At 39.0% G+C, this 24973-nt stretch carries 23 protein-coding genes and 1 riboswitch; of the genes, 18 read left to right on the plus strand and 5 right to left on the minus strand.

Features of this window, described 5'->3' with window-relative positions; all coding sequences use genetic code 11:
- On the plus strand, window positions 1-1085 hold a 1085-nt coding region (locus A5849_RS05960; RefSeq protein WP_086309993.1), incomplete at its 5' end, for a nucleotide sugar dehydrogenase.
- Window positions 1086-1151: 66 nt separating this feature from the next.
- Here A5849_RS05960 and yidC read toward each other — a convergent pair.
- Entirely contained in the window at window positions 1152-2102 is a 951-nt protein-coding gene (gene yidC, locus A5849_RS05965) for a membrane protein insertase YidC (RefSeq protein WP_002348510.1), read from the minus strand.
- Window positions 2103-2626: 524 nt separating this feature from the next.
- Window positions 2627-2902: an acylphosphatase gene (locus A5849_RS05970; protein WP_002289551.1), complete on the minus strand. Its 276-nt coding sequence runs from the start codon at window positions 2900-2902 to the stop codon at window positions 2627-2629.
- Window positions 2903-3009: 107 nt separating this feature from the next.
- Here A5849_RS05970 and A5849_RS05975 point away from each other — a divergent pair, with 107 nt between their 5' ends.
- From A5849_RS05975 to A5849_RS05995, 4 genes are all read left to right on the plus strand, one after another.
- The gene (locus tag A5849_RS05975) at window positions 3010-3774 is read left to right on the plus strand and encodes an RNA methyltransferase (protein WP_002348511.1); all 765 of its coding nucleotides are present in this window, start codon (window positions 3010-3012) and stop codon (window positions 3772-3774) included.
- Window positions 3775-3896: 122 nt separating this feature from the next.
- Window positions 3897-4400 (plus strand): HD domain-containing protein, encoded by a 504-nt coding sequence (locus A5849_RS05980; protein WP_002344395.1) that lies wholly within the window; start codon window positions 3897-3899, stop codon window positions 4398-4400.
- A 407-nt stretch (window positions 4401-4807) separates the two neighbouring features.
- Window positions 4808-5455: a FusB/FusC family EF-G-binding protein gene (locus A5849_RS05990; RefSeq protein ID WP_002336521.1), complete on the plus strand. Its 648-nt coding sequence runs from the start codon at window positions 4808-4810 to the stop codon at window positions 5453-5455.
- A gap of 41 nt (window positions 5456-5496) precedes the next feature.
- Window positions 5497-5563, plus strand: a riboswitch (Fluoride riboswitch).
- 55 nt (window positions 5564-5618) lie between these two features.
- Entirely contained in the window at window positions 5619-6887 is a 1269-nt protein-coding gene (locus A5849_RS05995; protein WP_025478139.1) for a voltage-gated chloride channel family protein, read from the plus strand.
- A gap of 26 nt (window positions 6888-6913) precedes the next feature.
- Here A5849_RS05995 and A5849_RS06000 read toward each other — a convergent pair whose 3' ends face one another.
- The 3 genes from A5849_RS06000 to A5849_RS15165 form a co-directional block, all read right to left on the minus strand.
- Window positions 6914-8113, minus strand: coding sequence for a YdcF family protein (locus tag A5849_RS06000; protein WP_002336519.1), 1200 nt, complete (start codon window positions 8111-8113; stop codon window positions 6914-6916).
- A 120-nt stretch (window positions 8114-8233) separates the two neighbouring features.
- Window positions 8234-9541 (minus strand): serine hydrolase, encoded by a 1308-nt coding sequence (locus A5849_RS06005; protein WP_086309994.1) that lies wholly within the window; start codon window positions 9539-9541, stop codon window positions 8234-8236.
- Window positions 9542-9658: 117 nt separating this feature from the next.
- On the minus strand, window positions 9659-9781 hold the full coding sequence (locus tag A5849_RS15165; RefSeq protein WP_002294875.1) for a hypothetical protein: 123 nt from the start codon (window positions 9779-9781) through the stop codon (window positions 9659-9661).
- Window positions 9782-10013: 232 nt separating this feature from the next.
- Between A5849_RS15165 and A5849_RS06010 the strand changes: the two genes are divergently transcribed.
- The 13 genes from A5849_RS06010 to A5849_RS06075 all read left to right on the plus strand — a co-directional run bounded on the left by A5849_RS06010 (window position 10014) and on the right by A5849_RS06075 (window position 24876).
- Entirely contained in the window at window positions 10014-11132 is a 1119-nt protein-coding gene (locus A5849_RS06010) for a hypothetical protein (RefSeq protein ID WP_002348514.1), read from the plus strand.
- 289 nt (window positions 11133-11421) lie between these two features.
- Window positions 11422-11742: a hypothetical protein gene (locus A5849_RS06015; protein WP_025478140.1), complete on the plus strand. Its 321-nt coding sequence runs from the start codon at window positions 11422-11424 to the stop codon at window positions 11740-11742.
- Window positions 11743-12193: 451 nt separating this feature from the next.
- On the plus strand, window positions 12194-12394 hold the full coding sequence (locus A5849_RS06020) for a cold-shock protein (RefSeq protein WP_002294871.1): 201 nt from the start codon (window positions 12194-12196) through the stop codon (window positions 12392-12394).
- Window positions 12395-12540: 146 nt separating this feature from the next.
- Window positions 12541-15330 carry a helicase C-terminal domain-containing protein gene (locus A5849_RS06025; RefSeq protein ID WP_002334831.1) on the plus strand — a complete coding sequence of 930 codons (2790 nt, stop codon included), beginning with the start codon at window positions 12541-12543 and terminating at the stop codon, window positions 15328-15330.
- A gap of 46 nt (window positions 15331-15376) precedes the next feature.
- Window positions 15377-15904: a DUF5590 domain-containing protein gene (locus tag A5849_RS06030; RefSeq protein ID WP_002316397.1), complete on the plus strand. Its 528-nt coding sequence runs from the start codon at window positions 15377-15379 to the stop codon at window positions 15902-15904.
- Between the two features lie 20 nt (window positions 15905-15924).
- Window positions 15925-17115, plus strand: coding sequence for a pyridoxal phosphate-dependent aminotransferase (locus A5849_RS06035; protein WP_025478141.1), 1191 nt, complete (start codon window positions 15925-15927; stop codon window positions 17113-17115).
- Between the two features lie 39 nt (window positions 17116-17154).
- Window positions 17155-18453, plus strand: coding sequence for an asparagine--tRNA ligase (gene asnS / locus A5849_RS06040; RefSeq protein WP_002308688.1), 1299 nt, complete (start codon window positions 17155-17157; stop codon window positions 18451-18453).
- 404 nt (window positions 18454-18857) lie between these two features.
- Window positions 18858-19244 (plus strand): iron-sulfur cluster biosynthesis family protein, encoded by a 387-nt coding sequence (locus tag A5849_RS06050; RefSeq protein ID WP_002308691.1) that lies wholly within the window; start codon window positions 18858-18860, stop codon window positions 19242-19244.
- Between the two features lie 168 nt (window positions 19245-19412).
- The gene (locus tag A5849_RS06055; protein WP_002348517.1) at window positions 19413-20087 is read left to right on the plus strand and encodes an SGNH/GDSL hydrolase family protein; all 675 of its coding nucleotides are present in this window, start codon (window positions 19413-19415) and stop codon (window positions 20085-20087) included.
- On the plus strand, window positions 20084-20425 hold the full coding sequence (locus tag A5849_RS06060; protein WP_002316395.1) for a hypothetical protein: 342 nt from the start codon (window positions 20084-20086) through the stop codon (window positions 20423-20425). The genes A5849_RS06055 and A5849_RS06060 overlap by 4 nt, the downstream gene beginning before the upstream one ends.
- Window positions 20426-20454: 29 nt before the next feature.
- Window positions 20455-20814 (plus strand): YccF domain-containing protein, encoded by a 360-nt coding sequence (locus tag A5849_RS06065; RefSeq protein ID WP_002291778.1) that lies wholly within the window; start codon window positions 20455-20457, stop codon window positions 20812-20814.
- A 203-nt stretch (window positions 20815-21017) separates the two neighbouring features.
- A complete protein-coding gene (locus A5849_RS06070; protein WP_002313546.1) occupies window positions 21018-23099 on the plus strand; it encodes a heavy metal translocating P-type ATPase in 2082 nt (693 codons plus the stop codon).
- A gap of 310 nt (window positions 23100-23409) precedes the next feature.
- Window positions 23410-24876 (plus strand): APC family permease, encoded by a 1467-nt coding sequence (locus tag A5849_RS06075; protein ID WP_086309995.1) that lies wholly within the window; start codon window positions 23410-23412, stop codon window positions 24874-24876.
- Window positions 24877-24973 lie beyond the last annotated feature (97 nt).

A 24973-nucleotide genomic window follows, 5' to 3' on the forward strand; every position in this document is an offset into this window, starting at 1 on the left:
ATGATATCGTTGAAGAAAAGATCGATATGCTAAGAAACAGACAATCACCTTTAGAGGATAAAGAAGTTCACGAGTTTCTCGAACGGGATGATTTGAATGTGGAATTTACTAAAGATTTCGAGGAAGCTGTACTTTTTGGTGATTACTTGATCATCGCTACACCGACAGATTACGATGAAAAGAAAAATTACTTTAATACTTCCACAGTTGAAGACGTTATTGAAAAAGCCCTGATCATTCGACCAGATGCAACCTTTATTATTAAGTCAACTGTTCCTGTGGGATATACATTAGAATTAAAAGCAAAATTTAAAACAGAGAATATTATTTTTTCTCCAGAATTTTTAAGAGAAGGGAAGGCATTGTATGATAACTTGCATCCTTCTCGAGTTGTTGTAGGAGAGTGTTCTGATAGAGGGCAAGAAATAGCGGATATGTTTGAACGGAATGCTTTAGATAAAGATGTGCCAGTTCTTTTGACACATCCTACTGAAGCTGAAGCAATCAAATTGTTTTCAAACACTTATCTTGCTTTACGCGTAGCATATTTTAATGAGTTAGATACTTATGCCGAATCTCGAGGATTGAACACAAAACAAATCATTGAGGGTGTAGGGTTAGATCCTCGAATTGGCTCTCACTACAATAATCCCTCATTTGGTTACGGAGGATATTGTCTACCTAAAGATACAAAGCAGCTAAGAGCAAACTATGAAAATGTTCCAAGCAATATCATCAGTGCAATTGTAGACGCAAATACGACAAGAAAAGATTTTATTGCAGAACAAATTTTAGCGAAAAAACCTAAAACTGTAGGAATCTATCGTTTAACAATGAAGGCAAATTCTGACAACTTTCGGTATTCATCTATCCAAGGTGTAATGAAACGTATCAAAGCAAAAGGCATCGAAGTCGTAGTTTATGAACCAACACTAGATGAAGAAGCATTTTATCATTCACGGGTAATCAAAGATTTCGAAGAATTCAAGAATATGTCAGATGTGATTGTATCAAATCGTATGGAGCCAGCTTTAGCTGAAGTAAAAGAAAAAGTTTATACGAGAGACATATTTAGTAGGGACTGAGAAAGAAACCTCGCACCACTATCAATTGATAGTGGTGCGAGGTTTCTTTCTCCCTTTGCTTCCCGCCTACTTCCGCTTCTGTTGCTTTCCTGCGTTGCGGCCTTTGTTGTTTGTACTGTTTTTTGGTTGTTTGATTTGATTTGTTGCTTGTTTGTTGTCAGCTGGCTTTGCTGATTCTGTCACGTCTTTTCTTGGAGTGACGACTTGTTTTGGCGGGTTTTGTTTCAACTCTTCTGCCACTTGTGCTTTCAAACGTGGTTTCATCATAACGTTTGTGATGAATGTTTGCAGACAGCTGAACGCACCACCGACTACCCAGTAAAGTGTAACACCGGCTGGCGCACTGATCGACATGAAGACGATCATAGCAGGAGAGACGATCAGCATCGTACGCATCGTCTTTTTCTGTTCTTCAGGAATACCGATTGTTGAAATATATCCTTGAAGTAGATAAGCGAGCCCTGCGATGGCCACAAGCACCATACTTGGTGAGCCTAGATCGATGCCGTAAAAAGATGATTCACGGATACCTTCTGTGTAGCGAGCCGTAAAATACAAGGCAGAGAAGATCGGCATTTGGATCAATAGAGGCAGACAGCCGATTCCGCCGGTCATACTCAATCCATTTTCGCGATATACTTGCTGCATTTCTGCTTGTGCTGCCATTTGTTCTTCACGTGTTGTTGCAGCTTTCAATTTTTGTTGGGCTGCTTCAACTTGTGGTTTTAACGCTTGCATTTTTTCAGATTGGATCATTGTTTTTTTCGATTGACTAATACCTAGTGGCAAGATGATGATACGGACGATCACAGTCATTGCAATAACTGCCCAGCCATAAGACCAATTGAAATTCTCAACTAGATATGTAATCGCTTGGCCCATAGGATGGACGAGTACTCGATAAACGATTCCCGAAGTGTCAGGGTTTCCGTTTGAATCCATCCGCACACAGCCAGATAAAAAGAGCAGGATACTGACAAGTCCGGATCCCAATAACCAGTTTTTCCATTTATTCATAGAATACTTCCTCTTCTATAATTTTTACACAAACTTAACTATACTAAAAAAGCGCATGGAATTCAATCAACTTCATAGAAATTTCATATAAATATTCGTTCTTTTACGTAGCGAAATACTAGAAAAAAGTAGAATGATTCCAAGTGTTTCTTTCTTATTATAATAAACTAAAAACTTTTTTTATTCTGCCCGAAAAGCGGAGACAAATGAACTCACTGCAAGTGATAGATCAGCTTTTTCACTGCTGTCCTTGATGCTTGAGGCAAAGCGCCTCAAAAACAACCTTATCGACGGTGTTCAAAAGTCAGTTTCTCGGTATTAAGTCAAATTTTATGCAAAAATGTGGAAAGCCATTTTCACAAAATTCTCCTTACTACTCAAAACTAAGCGACTTTCTCACAACCTTATTGACGGTGTTCAAAAGCTTGCATCTACGGCATTAAGTCCAGCCTGTTGAAAAATATGGAGAGCTATTTTTCACAACCTGTCCTTAATGCTTGATGCAGACCAGCTTTTTCACAACCTTATCCCACCACATCAAATTTCTTTCGTTCCTCAATCATCGGGTCTTCTTGGACATCCACATACTGCACTCGTCCACTTGGGCTCGGTGATTTCTTGACTTCTTCAATAAATTTCTGGATGATGTCGTCATTGCCGATTGCTTCGATTGTGACTGAGCCGTCGTCTTCGTTTTTTACCGTTCCAGTCACGCCTAGTTGATCAGCGACCATCTTGGTCATGTAGCGAAATCCTACGCCTTGGACGCGTCCTTGGACGTTCATTTTAACTTTGCGCATGTTCGTCACCTTTCTTTCCTATTTTATAAATTAATGATACCGATTTTTTTAGGATGAAACAAGCTCAAGCACCTATTCCATGATATAATCATGGGGAGGTGAGGAATGTGAAAGAGATCCAATCAGCAAAAAATCCAAGAATCAAAGAATTAAAAAAACTACATAAAAAGAAATATCGGGAAGAAAAGGAAGAATATCTTTTGGAAGGGTTCCATCTGATTGAAGAAGCTGCGTCGTCTGATGCAGAAATAAAAGAACTTTTTGTGACACAGCGAGGCATGAAAGAATGGGGAGACTGGCTGGCCGCAAACAAAGAGATTTCTACTTTTCTAGTTTCGGATGAGGTCATGGATGCTGTATCGGATCTACCTACACCACAAGGAATCTTAGCAGTGATGGCGTTAACGGCTGAAGGCACGCCAGATTTTTCAGGAGGATGGCTGTTATTAGATAATGTACAAGATCCTGGAAATGTAGGGACGATGATCCGTACGGCAGATGCATTTGATATGGCTGGTGTTTTATTAAGCAAAGGAACGGCAGATATTTATAGTACAAAGGTGCTGCGCAGCATGCAGGGAAGCAATTATCATTTGCCTGTGTTGCAAAAAGATTTGACAGAAGTGATTCCTTTAATGAAAGACAAAGGGTTTACAGTGTATGGCACAGAATTAAATGAAGAAGCACACGCATTAGACAAAGTAGAAAAATCAGATAACTTCGCAATAATCATGGGGAACGAAGGTCAGGGGGTAAGTCAGGAAATCTTGTCTTTGACTGATCAGAACGTATATATCCCGATGAAAGGAAATGCGGAATCGTTGAATGTTGGGGTTGCGGCAGGGATTGTTCTTTATCATTTTTCTTTATGATTAAGGAACTATTAAGCTTTGGCTATTTTATCCAAGGCGACTAGAATAATCCGAACACTGGTGGTATACTTAGATCAATTTCAGAAGAAAATGAAATTCAAAAAGGTGGCAGATTGATAATTATGACAGAAAAATGGCGTGAAGACGAAGAATATATGTCTTATGTAGAAGATCTTTTAGAAACAGAAGCAGTGAAAAAATTAGCGAATTACACACAGCATGTTCATTCCACTCGTTTGGAGCATTCCATCAGTGTTTCTTACTATAGTTATCTGCTCGCAAAAAAATGGGGTGGCAATGCTAAAGCAACAGCGCGTGCTGGACTTTTGCATGATCTGTTCTACTATGATTGGCGTACGACGAAATTTGATGAAGGCACACATGCGTATATCCATCCAAGAATCGCTGTAAAGAATGCAGAAAAGATCACCGAATTGTCGGATCTTGAGCGAGATATCATTTTGAAGCACATGTGGGGCGCAACGATTGCACCGCCTAAGTACAGAGAAGGATATATCGTAACATTCGTAGACAAATACTGCGCAGTCAAAGAAGCGGCTCAGCCCATGTCAGCAAGTATGCGTAAGAGATGGCAACGTTACTTCGGAAAAGAATCCTCGATTTAACAGGTAAAACCAATAATAGACCATATTGAGGTTGTGACAGAAGTGGTCAGCTTCAAGAAATAAGAAGGAATTTACGAAAATTGCTTCTCAAATTTTTGTGAAATTCCGGCTTATTTTTCGAAGAAGCTACTTCTGGAACACCGTTTGTTTGTAGAAAGGGACTTTGACACGACTTTTGTCACAGTCCTTTTTCTGTTTGCAGTTGACTATCTGCTCAAGATACGGTTTACTTTTATTTATCGAATGAATCATGTACATAGAAGAATGAACATTAAAGGGGGTGATGATAAGATGCAAAACGTATCTTATTTAAAAGAGTCCGGGATCTTCAGGTAACACATACTTTGCAGAAGATCACTTTTTTCTACAAAGTATGCACTTTGGTTAGAAGAAAGGACTTTAAAATCATGGAACAAACAATGAAACCATATCAATATTTTTTTATAAAAAGAGAAGTAGAGCAGTTATTAAATGCGTACTCATCTGTCAATGACTCAAAAACGGTACAAACGGTTCAGGCTCTAGCAGCTGAAAAGATTCGCGATGTATTAGGTTACGAACCACCAGAAATCGATACGTTTTTAACGACAGTTTTAGATGTAAAACTGACAAAAACGCAAGCAGAACGAGCATTGGAGGAGCTGAAGCAAATCGTCCAACCGTTTATGCAGCCGAGCAAACCACAAATCGAGAAATTATTCCGAAAAGTGAAAAAACTCAAACAACCCGCTTGGAATGAAATCGACTTGCAAGCACATACGTACATCGGTTGGAATGATCCAGGGACGCAAAAAAAATTCATGGTTTATTACGAAGATGGAAAATTAAAAGGGATCAGCGGTACTTTATCACCAACGATTAATAAGGGAATCTGTGCGATCTGTCAGAAAACATCGAATGTCTCACTCTTTCTTTCTACAACGAAAGCCGGTTCTGATGGCACGTATACGAAAAAGGGGAATTATATTTGTCATGATAGTGATCAATGTAATCAACAGTTAACGAAATTGGCTCCTTTCTATGAATTTGCTGAACGTGTAAAGAAAGAACGATAATTTTATTGTTTTTTACAGAAAAATATGCTATCTTTTAATGGAAGTGAATAGGTGATGGTGTTCGCCTTTAAATGCTAACGTAAGATAGCTAATGACGCCTACTAAAGTCTGGGGCCAGCCCTTTTCTTTAGTAGGCGTTTTTTTATTTGAGGAGGAATTTTTTATGGAAAAACAATTACCGAGTCCAGTGCGTATTTTGATGTACATGTTGAAGTGGCTGGTGGTCACAGCGATTCTCGGAGTATTCATGGGGAGCTTGTCTGCTTTTTTCTTAAATAGCCTGACGTTCGTGACAGATATCCGACTAGCACATCCTTGGCTACTTTATCTATTGCCAGTCAGCGGCGCGCTTTTTGCTTATCTTTATGCGTATCATGGCGGTCTTTCTAGTCGTGGGAATAACTTAGTGATCGATCAAGGGAATGGAGGAGAAGAGAAGATCCCTTTGCGGCTCATTCCATTGACCTTGTTTGGGACCATCACTACCCATTTATTTGGGGGATCTGTTGGTCGTGAAGGAACAGCAGTTCAAATGGGGGGAGCATTAGCTGATAATATAGCGCATTTATTCCGATTGGATAAAGCAGAACGGGAGATTTTGGTTATCAGTGGAATCAGTGCGGGTTTTAGTTCTGTATTTGGCACACCTTTAGCTGGAACATTATTTGGATTAGAAGTGTTGGCAATCGGTAAAGTCCGAACAGAAGCAATATTTCCTAGCTTCTTTGCTGCGCTTTTTGCAAATTTCATGACAGAAAGCTATGGTGTTTCTCATCTACATTACCAAATGGGTGTGATTCCTGAATGGAGTATGTTGCTGTTCTTCAAAGTTTTTGTTGCTGGGATTGCTTTTGGTTTGATTGGTTGGGTATTCAGCCGTTCGATCGTCTTTTTAAAAGCGCGGTATGCGCAATGGATTCCTCATCCTGTTTGGCGAAATACGATAGGTGGAGCAGTAGTTGTAGCCGCAGCGTTGATTTTGCAAACACAACGTTACCTTGGGTTGAGTCTTCCGTTACTGCAGGAATCATTTAATGGACAGGCACATGCTTATGATTTTATTGGGAAATTATTCTTCACGGTCTTGTCTTTAGGTGCGGGGTACCAAGGGGGAGAAGTGACACCACTATTTGAGATTGGTGCAACGCTTGGCGCAGTACTAGCGCCTTTGCTCCATGTTTCTGTTCCTTTTCTTGCTGGATTAGGTTTTATCGGGGTATTTTCTGGTGCGACAAATACACCGATTGCCTGTTTTGTGATGGGAATCGAATTATTTGGTTCACAAGCTGCTGTTTACTTCTTTATGATCTGCTTGATCAGCTTTATGTGTTCAGGAAACAGCGGTATTTATTCTGCACAGCAAGTAGCCGTCAAAAAAGGAATACTATTCTTGCCAATCGTCAAGAGAATAAAAGAAAAAACCAAGGTGTGACATATGTTTTGTCACACCTTGGTTTTTTAGAAAAGTAAAGTGATCAGTGATAAGAATGCGGAACCTGCGAAAAGCAATCCGCAAATGATCATATGTCTTTTTTTGTTCATCATCAAGATGGCGATGTATTCTCTTAAAAACGCGTTAGGCAAGTAATAGAAAGCTGTTTTTGCCCCAATGCCATTTGCCTTCAGTTTCGCTTGTCGTGCATAGAGACCAGCTCTGAAAATGTGGTAATTGTTGGAACTGAAGATCGCGCGATAGGGACCTTTCATTTGCTGATCCATGATTTCCTTTGAATAGCGCATATTCTCCAAAGTGGTTGTCGAATTGGTTTCGACAAGAATATCTCTTTCAGGAATTCCTTGTTCCATAGCATATTGTTTCATCGCAATTGCTTCTGGTACTTTTTCGTCTGCTCCCTGTCCACCCGACATTAATAGGATAGGCGGATTTAATGTCGCACGGCTTTGTGCCCCATAAAAAGCAATCGCCTTATTGATTCGCTTGGCAAGAAGAGGAGAAACTGTTTCTCCATTGATCAACCCGGCGCCTAACACAACGATGAAGTCTTGGTTGTATCGAGGGCGGTTGAACTGATACAAGAATGAGACAGTCAAAAAGTTGTAGAATACGATAAATAGATAGATCAAGATTAATGGGATGCAGAAAAACAAAGCATTTATCCATTGTGGTAAATATTTTAACAAGAAAAAGTCAAAAACAAGAAACAATGTAAGAAAAATGGCTAGTATCAACGTTAAAAGATTAGCTAATGAATGCGACTCTCTACGTAAAACTGTGACACCGTTCCAAAAAAGAAAAACGATCAATCCATAAATGCCGAATAGAAAGACAAGCAGTAACGGGATCGTGATCAAGGCAATCAGTCCGCCAAGAAAAATATTTTGTGTTTCGTATAGCAAGACAAACAAGTAGATACCAAAACTAATGAGGAAAACATTGAATAAAAGACCATTCAACAGCCTTCGCTTTTCTGAAAAATAGGAAAAGGCAAAGATACTGAAAAACACTAAGGGAATCAAAAAATAAAAGGTCGAATAAAAAATTTCCAACACGACAAAATAAGTCAAGATTACCGCAAATGTCCACGTACTGCTGTAAAAGAACAAGGAAGGATCCTTTTTCTGTTTTCGCCAATAAACGATGGAGAATACCCCAATAAGATAGAGAACCAAAAAAATCAGATCTCTGGTTAGATTCATAAATTCAACTCCTTTTTCTTATACAGTATAACGAAAATAGATGAAAAAAGCTGTTATTTAAACTAGAAAAAGCAAAAAAACATCTTCCACATGGAAAGATGCTTTTTTCTTTTTGTTCAATTAAAACAAGTTACCGAAAAATTCTGCGACGCGTCGCCAGCCAATAACGAAAATATTTGCTTTTTCTACGGTTTTATCCGTGATGATTTCTGTGGATGGCGCGTTGTTGTCTTCTAGATAACCTAATTTATCTTCTGCCAAGGTGATCGTTGCGGTACCGATTTTTGTTCCTTTATCCATAGGTGCTTGGATCTCATTGTCAGTGACTTGTTTTTTGTCAAGAGTTGGTGTGATTGTTAATTTTCCAGTATCCATATCGTTCCGTACCCATACTTTTACAGGACTTTTAAGCACAACGGGCACTGTTGATTCTTTTCCGTCTTTTACATCAATGGTTTTTAGACTAGGGATACTTGCGTTGGCTTTTCCAAGCTCTTTTTCTGACCAATTGTCGTAGCAATAATCCATTAAGCGAGCTGTTTCATTGAAACGGGCACTTGGGTTTTCCGCATGGCCGTCTGCATTCAATACGACAGTGATGATTCGTTGATCGTTTTTAGTGATCGTACCGACGAAACAGGCTCCTGCAAGTTCAGTCGTACCAGTTTTTAATCCGTCCACGCCTTCTTTATAATTCACGAATCCTGGGAGCATCCAGTTCCAGTTGACCATTTCTACTGGTGATTGCGTGTTTTCGCCAAACATTTGTGTCGTAGTGCTAGATACATCCAGTATTTCTGGAAAATCCAAGATCAAATGACGGGCAACGATAGCCACATCTTGAGCAGACATTTGATTTTCGTCGTTTTCTCCAGTACCTTCTGATCGGTTTTCGCCAAGATAAGAGTTATTCAGTCCTGATGCATTAACGATCGTTGCATCTTTGATACCCCAATCTTTCAATTGTTCTTTCATTCGTTCAGTGAATTTTGCTTCGCTGCCAGAGATTTTTTCTGCCAAGGCAACCATTGAAGCGTTGGCTGACTGGATGATTGCAGAGTCGAATAATTCTTTAACGGTGTAGGTGTTTTCTTTATGCAAAGGAACATTTGATAAATCTGGGGTGACACTCAAATTTTCTGCATAATCTGAAATTGAAACTTTATCATCCCATGATAGTTTCCCTTCTTTTACTTGATCAAGGACGATGTAAAGACCGATGATTTTTGTGATTGAAGCGATCCCCATGGTTTTTTCTCCATCTTGATCATAAAGAATCTTACCGCTTTGCGCATCTACAGCAAAGGCTGCTTTTGCATTTACTTTGAAAGTATCTTCAGCTTGCACAGCAACAGATGGTAGAAAAGAAGCAAGGCAAAGAATGAGACTAGCCAATAATAGGACTAGACGTGTTTTTTTTATGGACATATCCGATCTCCTTGTATTTAATTTGTTTCGCTACAAATTAAAATTTTATCAGAGAGGGAAGAGAGTTTCAATGTTTCTGAAAAAAACTTTAGGATAAGAACGCGCGTTATGAAAAGGTTAGCGGTCATTTTTTCGTACTTTTATAGGAACAGGCTGTGTTTCCGCCTCTAATAAGCGGGAAGCGCTGAAAGCAAACAAGCTGATGATACTTAATAAACTAAAAATCATAATCAAATGCATAAGGTCCACCTCTTTTATTCTTTTTCTTAGTCTAACAGCCTTTCATGAAGAATAGTTGAAGACTATGCCCAAATAATTGAGGAAATTATGAAGATAACTTAAAAAAATTGCTAAATGCCCAACTAAAGAAACCGTTTTATTTTTTTAGATACGTTTTATTGTATGGAAAAATAGTGTTGTGGTAGACTTTAGATAGACACAAAGGAATGATTTTTTTAGGAGGGGTACGTTTATGGCAAAAAAGGATAAAGAACTACTGTCACAATTGACTTCAGAAGGCGCTAAAGGACCGTTCGTCACGATCATGCTGAATACGCATGTCGCACATCAAGATGTGGAAAAAGATCAAATCAAATTCAAAAATTTTGCAAAAGAAGCAAAGAAACGTTTTGAAAAAAAATATTCCGAGCATGACTGGTCCCCGTTCCAAGAAAAAATTGAAAATTTGTTAGGAGATCCTTCGTTTTGGCGTAGTGCAACTACGAGTGTAGCGGTCATTATAACTGCTGATCAAACCTATATCCATCGTTTGAGTATCCCGGTAGACGATCAATATTATGTAAGTGATCTTCCTTATTTACTGGCCATTATCAAAAATGGACAGTTCAACTATTCCTATTATCTGTTGGGATTGAACCGCGACTCCATGAAATTGTATGAAGTCAGCAACAAACAAGTAAAAGAAGTGTCTCTACCAGAAGGGGCACCGGTCGATGTTGTTACTGCATTGGGATCTGAACTGACAGGTGGCGGTTTGAACTTCTCTTCTAATGGAGGGGGCGGTGCCCGAGATAGCGTTACTTTCCATGGCGTGAATCCAAAAGATGAAGAAGTAGAGATCGATTGGGTCAACTATTACCAAGCAGTTGATACGTACTTGAAGGATTCTTTCGAAAATCCTGAACAATGGCCGATTTATTTATTCGCTCTACCAGAAAATCAGACGATGTTCAAAAAAATCGCCAAAAATCCTTACTATTGTGCAGACGTTGCGATTTCTGCTTCTCCAGCACAACTATCCTTTAGAGATATCGAAGAAGGAGCGAAGAAGCTGTCAAGTGAACTAGCAGCCCAAGAATCAAAAGAGTACAATAAACTTTTAGATAAGAAATTCATCGATCAGTTAGTTGATATCGTTCCAGCTGCGAAAGAAGGAAAAGTATCCCATTTGTTTATCGCTACGTCAAACTTAGCTGATGGTTTCGGAGAAGATCCTGAAACAGAATATGATCGGCGTCAAGTGCTGAATGCTTTGGCAGACGATGTGATTATTAATGGTGGGAAAGTGTTTATTTTGGATCAAAAAGATGCGCCAGATGAAAAGAGTCTGACAGCGATTCTTCGTTATTAAAGAGGTTGTGAAATCAGTGTTTTTATCTGAGTATTAGAGAGAAAAAGCTGTTCTGCATCAAGAATAAGAAGAGATTTACGAAAATTATTTCTCAAATTTTTGTGAAATTTCGGCTTATTTCCGAAGAAGTTACTTCTGGAACATCGTTTATCAAGAGGTCGTGACATCGTCACGACCTCTTTTTTGACGATTATGATACAAAAAACACCATTTATGAATGAAATGCAAATAACGGTCGTTCTTGAGATATGATTTTAATTGGGAAAAACTTATCGATAAGGAGGTCTTTATGAAAAAAAGACTGTTATGGTGTTTGCTGTCTCTATCCCTAAGTTTAACAAGTCAACCAGTTTTTGCAGAAGAAACACAGCGTTCTCTAAGCACAGGCGCACATATGTACAAAAATATTTATGCGCAGACATCAGCGTTTGATTCTGCGTTCCCTGAAACAGAAGAACGGGCTTTGCAGCCAAGGTTTGGTTATTTTTGGTATTGTCCGTCATGTGATTACGAAAGTTGCTGGCATTTCTTCCGTTCAACAGCTGCAGCTTTTGCTGTTACCCATGCTCAGAAATATGATGGGCATCATCCTGTCATTTATGAGGTATAGGTATGAACAAAAAAGAAAAATTAATCTCGTTAATCGTATTGGTTTGTCTTGTTCTTCTGGTCACTGTCATAGGCTATCAGAAACACCATGAGAACATCAGACCTACTAAAGAGTCTTCCCCATCCTCAACCGTTGAAACAGAAACAATAAATAGTCAGATAGAATAATTTTTTAGTTTAAAGAGGTGCAATGGATCGAAAGAGGGGTATCTGAACAATAGAACGTTTGTCATTAAGAAAGTTCGGTTTTTCACTTGATGTAATCGCTGAGAAAACATTTTTTTATAAAAAAATATCGAAAAACTCTAGCGTTTTTGTAAACGGTATGATATACTGTAGAAGTAGTTTTTGTTCGGTAATCTGTGGTAGCTTGTTTCAAATAAACATCTTCCAGATATACACCATTCAAGTAATTGCAAAATATGTGTTGAAACACAAGGAGGATTTTTATTATGGAAACAGGTACAGTAAAATGGTTTAACTCAGAAAAAGGATTTGGATTCATCACTGCAGAAAACGGAAACGATGTATTCGTTCATTTCTCAGCTATCCAAGGTGACGGATTCAAAACTTTAGAAGAAGGCCAAACAGTAACTTTCGACGTTGAAGAAGGTCAACGCGGACCTCAAGCAACAAACGTTACTAAAGCTTAATTTACCTATACTAAAAATAAAAGTCCAGACATTTACGTGTCTGGGCTTTTTTGTCTTTTTTTCCTTAAAAAGCGATGAGAGTATTTTTCTGCACTTTGTAGTATAATTTCAAAAGAACATTAGAGGCAGGAGAAGAGGAAGATATTTTGAAACCAAGAACTTATGCAGTCGTTGATATCGAGACGACTGGGACGAATCCAAAAGAAGATCGGATCATCCAATTTGGCTGCGTCATGATTGAAGCTGGTCGGATCACTTCACGTTTTTCGATCGATATTCATCCAGGGCGGAAGATTTCAAAACAAATCCAGCATTTAACAGGGATCACGAATCAACGCGTCCAAAAAGCGCCTTATTTTGAAGATGTCGCCCAAACGATTTACAATCTTTTGGCAGACACCATATTTGTCGCGCATAATATTTATTTTGATTATAATTTTTTGAACCATGAACTCATGCGATGCGGACTTCCTAGTTTGAAGATACCGGGCATCGATACCGTAGAACTTGCACAAATTTTCTTGCCGACGGAACCAAGTTTTCGCTTAGCTGATTTGTCAGAAAGCCTTGGCTTTATTCATGAGAATCCTCATCAGGCGGATAGTGATGCCGAAGTGACAGGTCAGCTTCTTTTACTGATCGAAGAACGAATGAGGAAATTGCCGATCATCACATTAGAGCAGATTGCACGATTAAGTAGCCATACAGGAATGGATACGAGTCGTTTCATTTACCACGTGCTTGAAGAAATGAAAGAGAACCCGGAGCCCCTTGATCTCTCATTAGAAATCATCGATGGGCTAGCTTTGCAGAAAAAAGAAGTGGAACTATTCACATCCGTCCATTATGGCGAGCGGACATATCCAAGAAAAAAACAAGCAAAAGAAAAAATGTTTGGTAAAACACTGATGTATCGAAAAGAACAGAACAGGCTGATGAATGCTGTCTACGACCATTTCACAAAAGATGAATCAAAAGATTTGATGATCGAAGCAGCTACAGGAATGGGCAAAACGATTGGTTATCTGTTGCCTTTGAGTTATTTGGCTACACCTGAAAAACCAGCTGTCATCAGCACCGTTTCGCTTGTTTTGCAGCAGCAGATCATGGAAAAAGACATTCCATTACTGAATCAATTACTAGAACAGCCGATACAACCTGTGATTATCAAAAGCTATCGCCACTATATTGATTTACAGCGTTTTAAAGGTACACTTGTGGAACCGCCGGGACAAAAACAATATGCTTTGTACCAAATGGCTGTCTTAGTATGGCTAACACAAACGAAGACCGGTGATTTGGATGAATTACATTTAACTAATCTGAACCATGCATTCTTTGCAGATGTCGCGCACAGAGGCACCGGGTTTTTAGCAAGGAATCAGTCGTTTTACAAACAAGACTTTGTGCGTTTCTTGCAAAAGAAAATCAAACAAAGCAATTTTTTGATTGTCAACCATGCATTTTTAGTACAAGAAACACAGCGAAAAGAACCATTGCTTCCAGCTAGTCCTTATTTGTTGATTGATGAAGTGCATCATTTGCCGGAAATTGCTGAAAAAGTAAATGACAAACGACTAAGTATTAACTACTTCCATAAACAAATCCAGCAGTTGGAAGAGCCGAATCAGTTATTTGACCGCATACAAAGTTATTTGCCGAAGGAACATGAAGCCTTACGCTGGTTGTCGATTTATCGAGAAGAACTCTCTGCGCTATGCGAAGCGCAGATTTGCGTGGCAGAGGGATTAATGAACTTAGTAAGCAGCAAGCAACCTAACGGACAATATCCAGAAGAAGTCATGATGACAAAAGAAATGTTGGATCAGCTGCCACTGGAATCTGGGACAGCAATGGATCACCTGCAACTTTTTTATCAAGAGATCCAACAACTACAATCACAAATGCGCTTGACTTTTGAGATTATCCAAGAAAGTTGGACTAACCAGATGCGGATCGATTTAGCAAGTTTATATAGCTTATTTGATCAATTAGACAAGCAATACTTGCTGATGGACCAATGGCTAGAAGATTGGCGAGATCATTTGATCCATTGGTTCGTTCCTGGGAATACAGCACAGCAGATGATTTTTCATCTCCATGATTTTCAAGCAGCTATGTTGCCGTCCACTGTGTGGTATCCACGATATGACCATATTCTTTATATTGGAGGAACGCTGAAGATCGGACCTAATCGACAGTATCTCTCTAAACGACTGGGCATTGAAGCAGCACCTCTTAAAGTGATTGCTTCTCCTTATGATTACGAGAAACAGGCAAGAATCTATGTGCCGAAAGAAGCACCTGCAGTCCATCAAGTCAGCAATCAAGCATATATCGATTATTTAGAAGCAGCACTCACAGGATTGATTGAACAAGAAGATCGGCCGATCCTTGTTTTATTCACTTCTCATGATGTTTTGCAAAAGGTATATCAGAAAATGCATTTGTCTATGCTAGAAAAAGGACGTGAAATTCTTGCTCAAGGATTTGGCGGAAGTCGGGAAAAACTTTTGAAACGCTTCATTTTGTCAGAAAAAAGCGTCTTATTTGGTGCTGACAGCTTTTGGGAAGGTGTAGATTTACCTGGAGATGCTTTACAGATTGTTGTAGTCACACGTTTACCCTTCGACAACCCGTTACGTCCCATGGTTAAAGCTAGGAATGCTTATCTGGAATCAGAGGGGATCAATCCTTTTTATCAGGAATCCGTGCCTAAAGCAGCTTTGAAGTTACGCCAAGCATTAGGTCGTTTGATAAGGACGGAGACAGATCGTGGCGTATTACTTATTTTGGATCGGAGATTAGTCACTGCAAAATATGGTGCACGAATCATCCATGCATTACCGAAAAAAGTACCGATAAAAGAGCTAGCTATGGATGAAATCTATCAGGATCTCCATGAATTCTTAAAGAAAAATAAAGAAGGAAGTTAAAGGTGCCGTCTTTTTTCATCATTAAAATCTGCTATAATGAAAAGGAATGAAGATAAAGGAGCGACGACCCTTGAAGAAAAAACAGACAAAGGAAAAAACGATTAATCGCGTGTTGCTTGGCTTGATCGTGTTTTTATTAGCGGTCATCGTGATCAGCTCGATTTTTTACTTGCGTTCTAGTCGTCCGGCGGTCCAGGCGAAAAAAGAAGCAGTAGAAATCGCAAAGAAATATGCAAATCTCGAGGAAGCTGATCATTTTTACTGGTTTACTCGAAAGAAAACGTACTTTTCATTGACGGGTACGAATGATAAAGGAAAAGAAATCGCCGTTATCATTCCTAAATCTGGTGAAAAAGTAAAAGTATTGGATCAAACGAAGGGGTTGACTGAAAACGAAGCGAAACAAACAATTGCTACAGCTCATCCTGAAATCCAAATCGAAAAAGCAGCATTAGGAATGTACGATGATCAGCCTGTATGGGAAGTAGTAGGAAAAGAAACAAATGGAAAATTGAATTATTACCTGATTGGTTTTGAATCAGGAGATGAAGTCAAGACAATCAAGGGAATTTAATAGGTAAAGGAATGAATGGGATGGAGTTATCAAAAAGAACGAAACGATTAGAACTATCTGTTACTTTGGCAGCTGCGGCAAAAGCCAAGGCGTTAAAAGCAAAAGGAAGAGATGTGCTGAGTTTGACTGTGGGAGAACCGGATTTTGCGACACCAGAAAACATCCAAGAAGCAGCAATCGAAGCAATCCGTAACGGAAAAGCTAGCTATTATACACCAACAGCAGGAATCCCAGAACTTCGACAGGCGATCGTTGATTATCTGAAGAAAAACGATGGACTTGTCTATGAATCTTCACAAACGGTCGTAACAGATGGCGCGAAATTTGCTTTGTATACACTTTTTCAAACAATTCTGGACCCGCAAGATGAAGTCATCATTCCTGTGCCTTATTGGGTCAGTTACGGCGAGCAAGTGAAACTGGCAGAAGGCCTGCCTGTCTTTGTGAAAGGGAAAGAATCTAATAACTGGAAAGTCACTGTTGAACAGTTAGAACAAGCACGTTCAGGAAAAACAAAAGCCGTGATCATCAATTCGCCATCGAATCCGACTGGAATGATTTATAGCAAGAATGAACTGCAGGCAATTGGTGAATGGGCAGTAAAAAATGATATTTTGATAGTTGCTGATGATATTTATGGTCGTTTAGTTTATAATGGCAATGAGTTTACTCCAATTGCAACGATTTCAGAAGCAATCAAAAATCAGACCATCATCATAAATGGCGTGTCTAAGACCTATGCGATGACAGGCTGGCGCATCGGTTATGCGGTTGGGAATCCTGAAATTATCAATGGGATGATCGCTGTTGCTTCCCAATCAACTAGCAATCCGACCGCAGTCAGTCAATATGCAGCTGTTGAAGCATTGAAAGGTGAGCAAGATACAGTAGAAGAAATGCGGAACGCCTTTGAAGAACGCCTGAATACGTTGTATCCGCTTGTGGCAGAACTACCAGGTGTTTCTCTTGAAAAGCCGCAAGGAGCTTTTTATCTTTTTCCTAATGTAAAAGAAACGCTACGCTTGTGTAAGTATGAAAATGTCACACAATGGGTAGAAGATCTTTTAGAAGAAACAGGGGTAGCACTTGTGACTGGCGAAGGATTTGGGGCACCAGAGAATGTCCGCATGAGTTATGCGACTGATCGGGCTACGTTAGAAGAAGCGGTACGCAGAATCAAGCAATTTATTGAGAGTAAAAGTCAAAATTAATCCTGAAGAAATTCAAGGAATATAAAAGGAGAGTCATACGTGGAACAAATTCAAATCATCGATTCGAAAAACCATGTGGGAGAAACAGTAACAATCGGCGCTTGGGTCGCAAATAAACGATCAAGCGGAAAAATCGCATTTTTACAATTAAGAGATGGAACAGCCTTTTTCCAAGGGGTGGTTGTAAAAAGCGAAGTGCCAGAAGAAGTTTTCCAAACAGCTAAAAATCTGCACCAAGAAACATCTGTGTTAGTAACTGGAGAAATTCGTGAAGACAGCCGTTCAAAATTCGGTTATGAAATCGGGATTACAAATGTGGAAGTAGTAAGCGAGAGCCACGATTATCCAATCACACCAAAAGAACACGGAACAGATTTCTTGATGGATCATCGTCATTTATGGCTACGTTCTTCAAGACAACATGCGATCATGCAAATCAGAAATGAAATCATTCGTGCAACGTATGAATTCTTTAATCAACATCATTTTGTCAAAATCGATCCGCCAATCTTGACTGGTTCAGCACCAGAAGGCACAACGGATCTATTCGAAACAAACTACTTTGATCAAAAAGCCTATTTATCTCAAAGTGGCCAATTATATATGGAAGCTGCTGCTATGGCTTTCGGAAAAGTCTTTTCATTCGGTCCGACTTTCCGTGCTGAAAAATCAAAGACACGCCGTCACTTGATTGAATTCTGGATGATCGAACCAGAAATGGCCTTCACTCACCAAGAAGAAAGTTTAGAAGTACAGGAGCAATATGTAGCCTTCTTAGTACAAAATGTTTTAGATCATTGCGAATACGCATTGGATGTACTAGGACGAGACAAAGAAGTCTTAAAAACTTATACAAAATTGCCATTCCCTCGTATTACTTACGATGATGCAATCGAATTACTGAAGAAAAATGGATTTGATGACATCGAATGGGGCGAAGATTTTGGTTCACCTCATGAAACGTTCATTGCGAATTCATTCGAACAACCTGTCTTTATCCTAAACTATCCAAAAGCCATCAAGCCATTCTACATGAAACCACATCCAACAAGAGAAGACGTGGTGATCTGTGCAGATATGATCGCACCAGAAGGCTACGGTGAAATCATTGGCGGAAGCGAACGGGCAACGGACTATGATTTCTTGTTAGAACAAATCCGTGATCACGGTTTGGATGAAAAAGAATATTCATGGTATCTTGATTTACGTAAATACGGTTCTGTTCCGCACTCTGGTTTTGGTCTAGGTCTTGAACGAACAGTCACTTGGATTGCTGGTATCGACCATGTGCGTGAAGCTATTCCATTCCCACGTTTGTTGAACCGAATTTATCCATAAGAAGTGATGAAAAAGCTGTTTAGTTTCGAGTATTAAGAAAAATTTTGTAAAAAATGGCTTTCCACATTTTTACATAAATTTGGCTTAATACCGAGAAACTGGCTTTTGAACACCGTTTAAGGAAGAGGTTGTGAAATCAGTGCCTTGACCTGAGTATTAGAGAAACAAAACGGAAAAATAGCTTCTCATATTTTACCGTTTTTTGAGCTAATATCGAGGGTCAGCTGATTGAACACCGTTTATTCTAAAAAAGAACTGCGAGCTCTCGCAGTTCTTTTTTTAAATACGGGATAAAGGAAGTTTCCAACAGACAAGAGAAGAAAGCAAAATAAATTGCTATTTGATTCACAAGATTCTATAATGAAATCGCAATCAATCCAACATATACAAAGAAGGCGATTCAAATGGAGATCCGATTTGATGATGCTTCTGCTGCTGAAATAAAGCAGCATCTAGCACCTGAAAACAAACTAATATTAACATTCGAAGATGGAATAGGTCCGTATTCTCAGCATGCAATGATCCACATGCAAGTTCAATTCACCCTTGGAATCATCGGATCAGATATGTCGACAGAAAGTTATGACCAATCTATCCCAAGCAATCTAGGAGAGATATTAGTAAAGGGATATTCGTTGGCAGACTTAGATGAGCATATGAATATACGTTTTGATGCTTCTCGTCATATTTTGAGTTTGACGGGCGACAGTGGGCTGATTGACGGAAACTTAGGTCTGATCGATTTCACTGAATCAAACAACGAAGGAATCAAGAAAAATCCGGCACGTTAAGAAAAAAGCATAAAAAACTAGGCACTTGTTGAGTATTCATCCAATCGTTTGAGGAAACTAGGCGGGTGTCTTTTTTTATACATCTATTTACTCTTTCGTCTTGGCAGAGCTTATGGGATAATATAAGGAAGAAAATCGTCGTTTTATTCAAAAAGGAGTTTTTGACAAATGAAAACACGCGTGTTATTTATTGGTGACAGTATTACAGACGCAGGAAGAGACCGTTCAGAAGCAACGGATTTAGGTAAAGGGTATCCGCTTTTGATTGCCGGGAAACTAATCTCACGATATCCAACGATGGAATTTGAATGTATAAACCGTGGGATAGGAGGAGACAAAATTGCAGATCTGCAAGCGCGCTGGCAAGAAGATTGTTTAGCTCTGCAACCTGATTATGTATCGATTTTGATTGGAATCAATGATACGTGGCATAATACTGGAGATCAAGCTATATTCGGCACTGAGAAATCTGTGCAGCAATTTGAATCCGTTTATCGAGAGTTACTAAATGAACTACAAGCAGATGGAATCTGCAATATCGTATTAATGGAGCCTTTTGTACTTCCTGTGACAAATGATCGTTATGGGTGGCGCAAAGACTTAGACCCTAAGATCCAAACCGTTCGTAAACTCGCAAAAGAATATGGCACATTACTGATTCCTTTAGATGGAATATTCAATGCTTTAGGAATCGCTTATGGTTTTTCGAAATATACAAAAGAAGATGGCGTGCATCCAACGATTGGCGGACACGAGATTATTGCACAAAGTTGGATAGATGCGATTTCCGCAGTTGATTTTTTTAGTGGAAATAAAAATGAACGAAAGAAAAGGGAGAAATGATGGAAATACGAAGGGCAGTAAAAGAAGATCTCCCTCAAATCAATCAGCTGATTACTGATCATCCAGAATCATTCGTAAAAGTAAAAACGGCAGCTGAACTACATGATAGGAATAAACTATTGATCGTTGCTGTAACAAAAGAAAACCGGATCATCGGTTTTGCGCAAGCAGATGAACAGCAATCAGAAGAACGGGTGGATCAGCGACCAGCAGGAAAACTAATCCAACACACATTAGTAACAAAAGAAAAAACGGAAGAAATCCAAAAAAGATTTGCGGAATACTTGATGCTGGAAGCTAAAAAAAGAAAAATCAAATCGTTTTTTGTCCAGTTCTAATTAAAAACTGTAATAAAAGGAGAAATACAATGAGTTGTTTAGGAAATGTCATCTGGTTCATATTTGGCGGACTAATTGGGGGTCTTAGCTGGTTAGCAGCAGGGGTACTTTGGTGTATCACGATCATCGGTATCCCCATCGGTATGCAGTGTTTTAAAATCGCCTCCCTTTCTTTTGCGCCTTTTGGCAAAGAAGTAATTTATCACCAGTCCGGCATGTCATTGATTGTTAACATCATCTGGCTGATCGTTTCAGGTCTCCCAATTGCTCTTGGACATGTCGTCAGCGGCATCCTTCTATGTATCACGATTATAGGGATACCATTTGCAAAGCAATCTTTCAAACTTGCTCGATTGGCGTTAATGCCATTTGGTGCAGAGATTATATAAGTCAGGATGTTCTAAAAGAGTGTCCTAAACATGTTTTATGAACGAGAGGACTGGATGAAACACAACTATCACGTGTTTTATCTGGTTCTTTTTATATTTTGAAAACTCATTTTTTCTTTCGGATACCTTGACATATGAATGTACATTCATTTATAATTAGTTATGAAGAGATATTCATATGTTAAGGCGAGGAGGCCATTAAAATGAAAAGTTACAGATTAGAAGGTTTAGATTGTGCGAACTGTGCGATGAAAATCGAAAAAGGAGTCCAGCAAATCGATGGAGTCAAGGAAGCAACAGTAAATTTCACTTCTGGAAAACTAACGATTGACGTAGCGGAAGATCGATTAGCTACGGTTGAACAGGAAACAAAAAAAGTAGTGAGGGAATTAGAACCAGACGTCAAGGTAACAGAAATAGATAAAGAAAAAGTATCTGAACATGGAAATGAAAAAGAGAGAAACACGCTGATCCGGATTTTATTTTCACTTGCAGGTATCGCTGTTTTGCTATTATTTGATTTTAATGAACCAATTCGTTTGATAGGATATTTATTGATTTATCTGCTGATAGGATATGATGTAGTGAAAAAAGCGGTGATGAATATCGTCAAAGGACAAATCTTTGATGAAAATTTCCTCATGTCTGTGGCTACGATCGGCGCTATGTTGATCGGTGAATATCCAGAAGCCGTAGCAGTGATGCTGTTTTATCAAATCGGCGAATATTTCCAAGGATTGGCAGTCAATCATTCAAGAAAATCGATTCGTGAATTGATGGCTATTCGTCCAGAAACAGCGCACATACAGACAGAAGAAGGATTGATGACCGTGAATCCTGAAGATGTGCAGATTGGTCAGTATGTACTTGTTAAGCCTGGTGAACGTGTACCGTTAGATGGAACGATCATCGAAGGAGAATCATTAGTCGATACATCCGCACTTACAGGTGAATCCGTTCCTAAATCTGTATATGTTGGTGAAACAGTATTAAGTGGATTTATCAATAAAAATAAACCATTTTTAGTTCAAGTAGAAAAATCCTATGAAAATTCTACCATCAGTAAATTATTAGAATTAGTAGAAAATGCCAGCAGCAAAAAAGCACCAGCTGAAAATTTCATTACCAAATTCGCGCGATATTATACACCAGTCGTTGTAGGGTTGGCCGTCTTATTGGCTGTTTTACCTCCAATAGTTTCTGGAGCGGCGTTTTCTGAATGGATCTATCGGGCGTTGACGTTTTTAGTGATCTCATGTCCATGTGCATTAGTGATTTCCGTACCACTTAGTTTCTTTGGTGGGATCGGCGGAGCAAGTAAAATTGGTGTATTAATAAAAGGTTCAAATTATTTGGAGTTGCTTGCACAAACTGAGACAGTGGTTTTCGATAAAACTGGCACATTAACAAAAGGCGACTTTTCGATCCAGACGATCGATCCAACAGGAATTGATCCAAAGAAATTTATGCAATATATTGCAAGTGCAGAACAGTTTTCTACACATCCGATTGCGCAATCCGTTTTAGAAGGCTACGAAGGTCCGCTTTTACCGGCGACAAATATCCAAGAATTTGTAGGTGAAGGAATCTTAGCTGAAGTTGACAGCAAACAAATATTAGTAGGTAATCACAAATTGATGGAAAGGTTTGAGATTTCTTTTCCTTCAAGTCAAGAAATCGGTACACTGCTTTATATAGCAATCAACCAAAGTTATAGTGGTTATCTTGTCATTGCGGATACCTTGAAAGAAGATGCCGTAGACGCATTGGTTCAACTAAAACAGGCTGGTGTCAAGCACACAGTAATGTTGACAGGTGACTCGAAAAAAATCGCTGATCATATCGGGAAGCAAGTTGGCGTGGACAAGATATACAGTGAACTACTTCCAGAAGATAAAGTACAGCGGTTAGAGGAGATCTTACAAAGAAGCAATAAAAAGACCGCCTTTGTCGGAGATGGAATCAACGATGCACCAGTGCTAGCAAGAGCAGATGTAGGGATCGCAATGGGTGGGTTAGGAAGCGATGCTGCAATTGAAGCAGCAGATGTAGTCATCATGAACGATCAACCATCGAAGATTGCAGATGCGATCCGGTTAGCAAAGAAAACATTGAAGATCGTCAAGCAGAACATTATTTTTGCTATTGGAATAAAAATGCTGGTACTTGCCTTAGGTGCTTTTGGTTTTGCAACAATGGGAGATGCAGTATTTGCAGATGTCGGGGTAACTGTCCTAGCTGTTTTGAATGCTATGCGAAGCTTACATGTAAAAAATAAATATTGACCAGTAGAGAGGACGAATGAACGTCCTCTTTTTTTATTCCTTTTTCTTAATAAAAGAATACAAAGAAAATAGCTAAGATTATAAAATAACTGATGTTTTTAATTTTACAGAAAATTCAAAATTGCTTTAAATACAATAAAATCAATGAAATGAAAGAAAACAACTCCTTTTTTTGATGGAAAAAATATGAAAAAATGATGTATATTAAATAAAAGAATACACACATAAAATAACGCTGTCTTGTAAGTTTGTTAAAAATTGAATATGATTACATTTGGTTAACAAATTTTTATTATAAAGGAGAGAACGAATGAACAATAAACAATTACGCTGGTTCACTGTTGCGTTAATTGCATTTAACATGGTTTGGGGCATGGGGAATGTAGTTAATAACTATGCCCAGCAAGGAGTATCAGTTGTCACCTCTTGGCTATTGATTCTAGCCATTTATTTCATTCCATACGCATTGATCGTTGGACAATTAGGCTCAGCCTTCAAGGATAGTAAAGGAGGCGTCAGTTCATGGGTCGAAAATACGACATCCAATAAACGGCTAGCATATTATGCTGCTTGGACTTACTGGGTCGTGCATATTCCTTATTTAGCACAAAAACCTCAAGCCATCCTGATTGCAGGGGGGTGGGCGGTCCAAGGAAATGGAAATATCGTAAATACGATGTCAGTCCAAATGGTAGCAGTTATTTCACTTATTATATTTCTTGCCTTTTTATATTTGTCAACAAAAGGACTTTCTACGTTGAAAGTAATCGGCGGATTAGCCGGAACAGCGATGTTCGTTATGTCGATCTTATATATTCTTTTAGCAGTAACGGCACCGTTCATCAATCCAACGATGGAATTTGCCACACCGCATATGAATCAAGTGAAAACATATATTCCAACCTTTGACTTCAGTTATTTCACAACCGTCTCTATGTTAGTGTTTGCAGTTGGAGGAGCGGAAAAAATATCCCCTTATGTTAACTCTACAAGAAATCCTGCAAAAGAATTTCCTAAAGGGATGATTTTCTTAGCAGCAATGGTAGGGATTTGTGCTGTATTAGGTTCAGTCGCAATGGGCATGCTGTTTGCTAGCGATAATATCCCTAAAGATTTGATGGCAAATGGGGCATACAGTGCTTTTCAAATTTTAGGTAATTACTATGGTATCGGTAACTCATTGATGATTATTTACGCATTGACAAATATGATCGGACAAATCTCCGCATTAGCCTTTTCAATCGATGCACCGTTAAAAATCTTGTTAGCAGATGCAGATCCAGAATTCGTACCAAACTGGCTACGTAAACGTAGTCATAAAGGTACATTAGTAAACGGCTATCTTTTGACAGGTATACTAGTAGGAATCATTATTTTGCTGCCAATCTTCGGTATCAAAGATATGAATGAATTAGTTAAATGGTTGACGAACTTGAACTCAGTTGTTATGCCAATGCGTTACCTATGGGTATTCTTGGCGTATATGATGTTGAATAAAGCTTATAAGAAATTCAATTCTGAATATAAATTTGTCAAAAATCCAAAAATCGGGTTTATCTTCGGTGCTTGGTGCTTTGCCTTCACTGCGTTCGCCTGTATCTTAGGAATGGTACCAAAAGTAGATTATACTGCTGATCCTAAAGCATGGTGGTTCCAGCTATTCACGAATATCATCACACCAATCGTCTTGATCTTATTAGGCATGATCTTGCCAGCTATCGCTCGTCGAGACAAAAATAAAGAAATCACTGAGCCAGAAACTGTGGTTCAGCCTTAAATATAGAAATACTTGTTACAAGAGGTTGTAACAGAAGTGGTCAGCTGATTGAACACCGTTTACCCAGAGGTCGGGAACTTGCCGTTTCACTCTGAGT

This window comes from Enterococcus sp. 10F3_DIV0382 (assembly GCF_002140245.1).
Classification (GTDB): Bacteria; Bacillota; Bacilli; order Lactobacillales; family Enterococcaceae; genus Enterococcus_B; species Enterococcus_B lactis.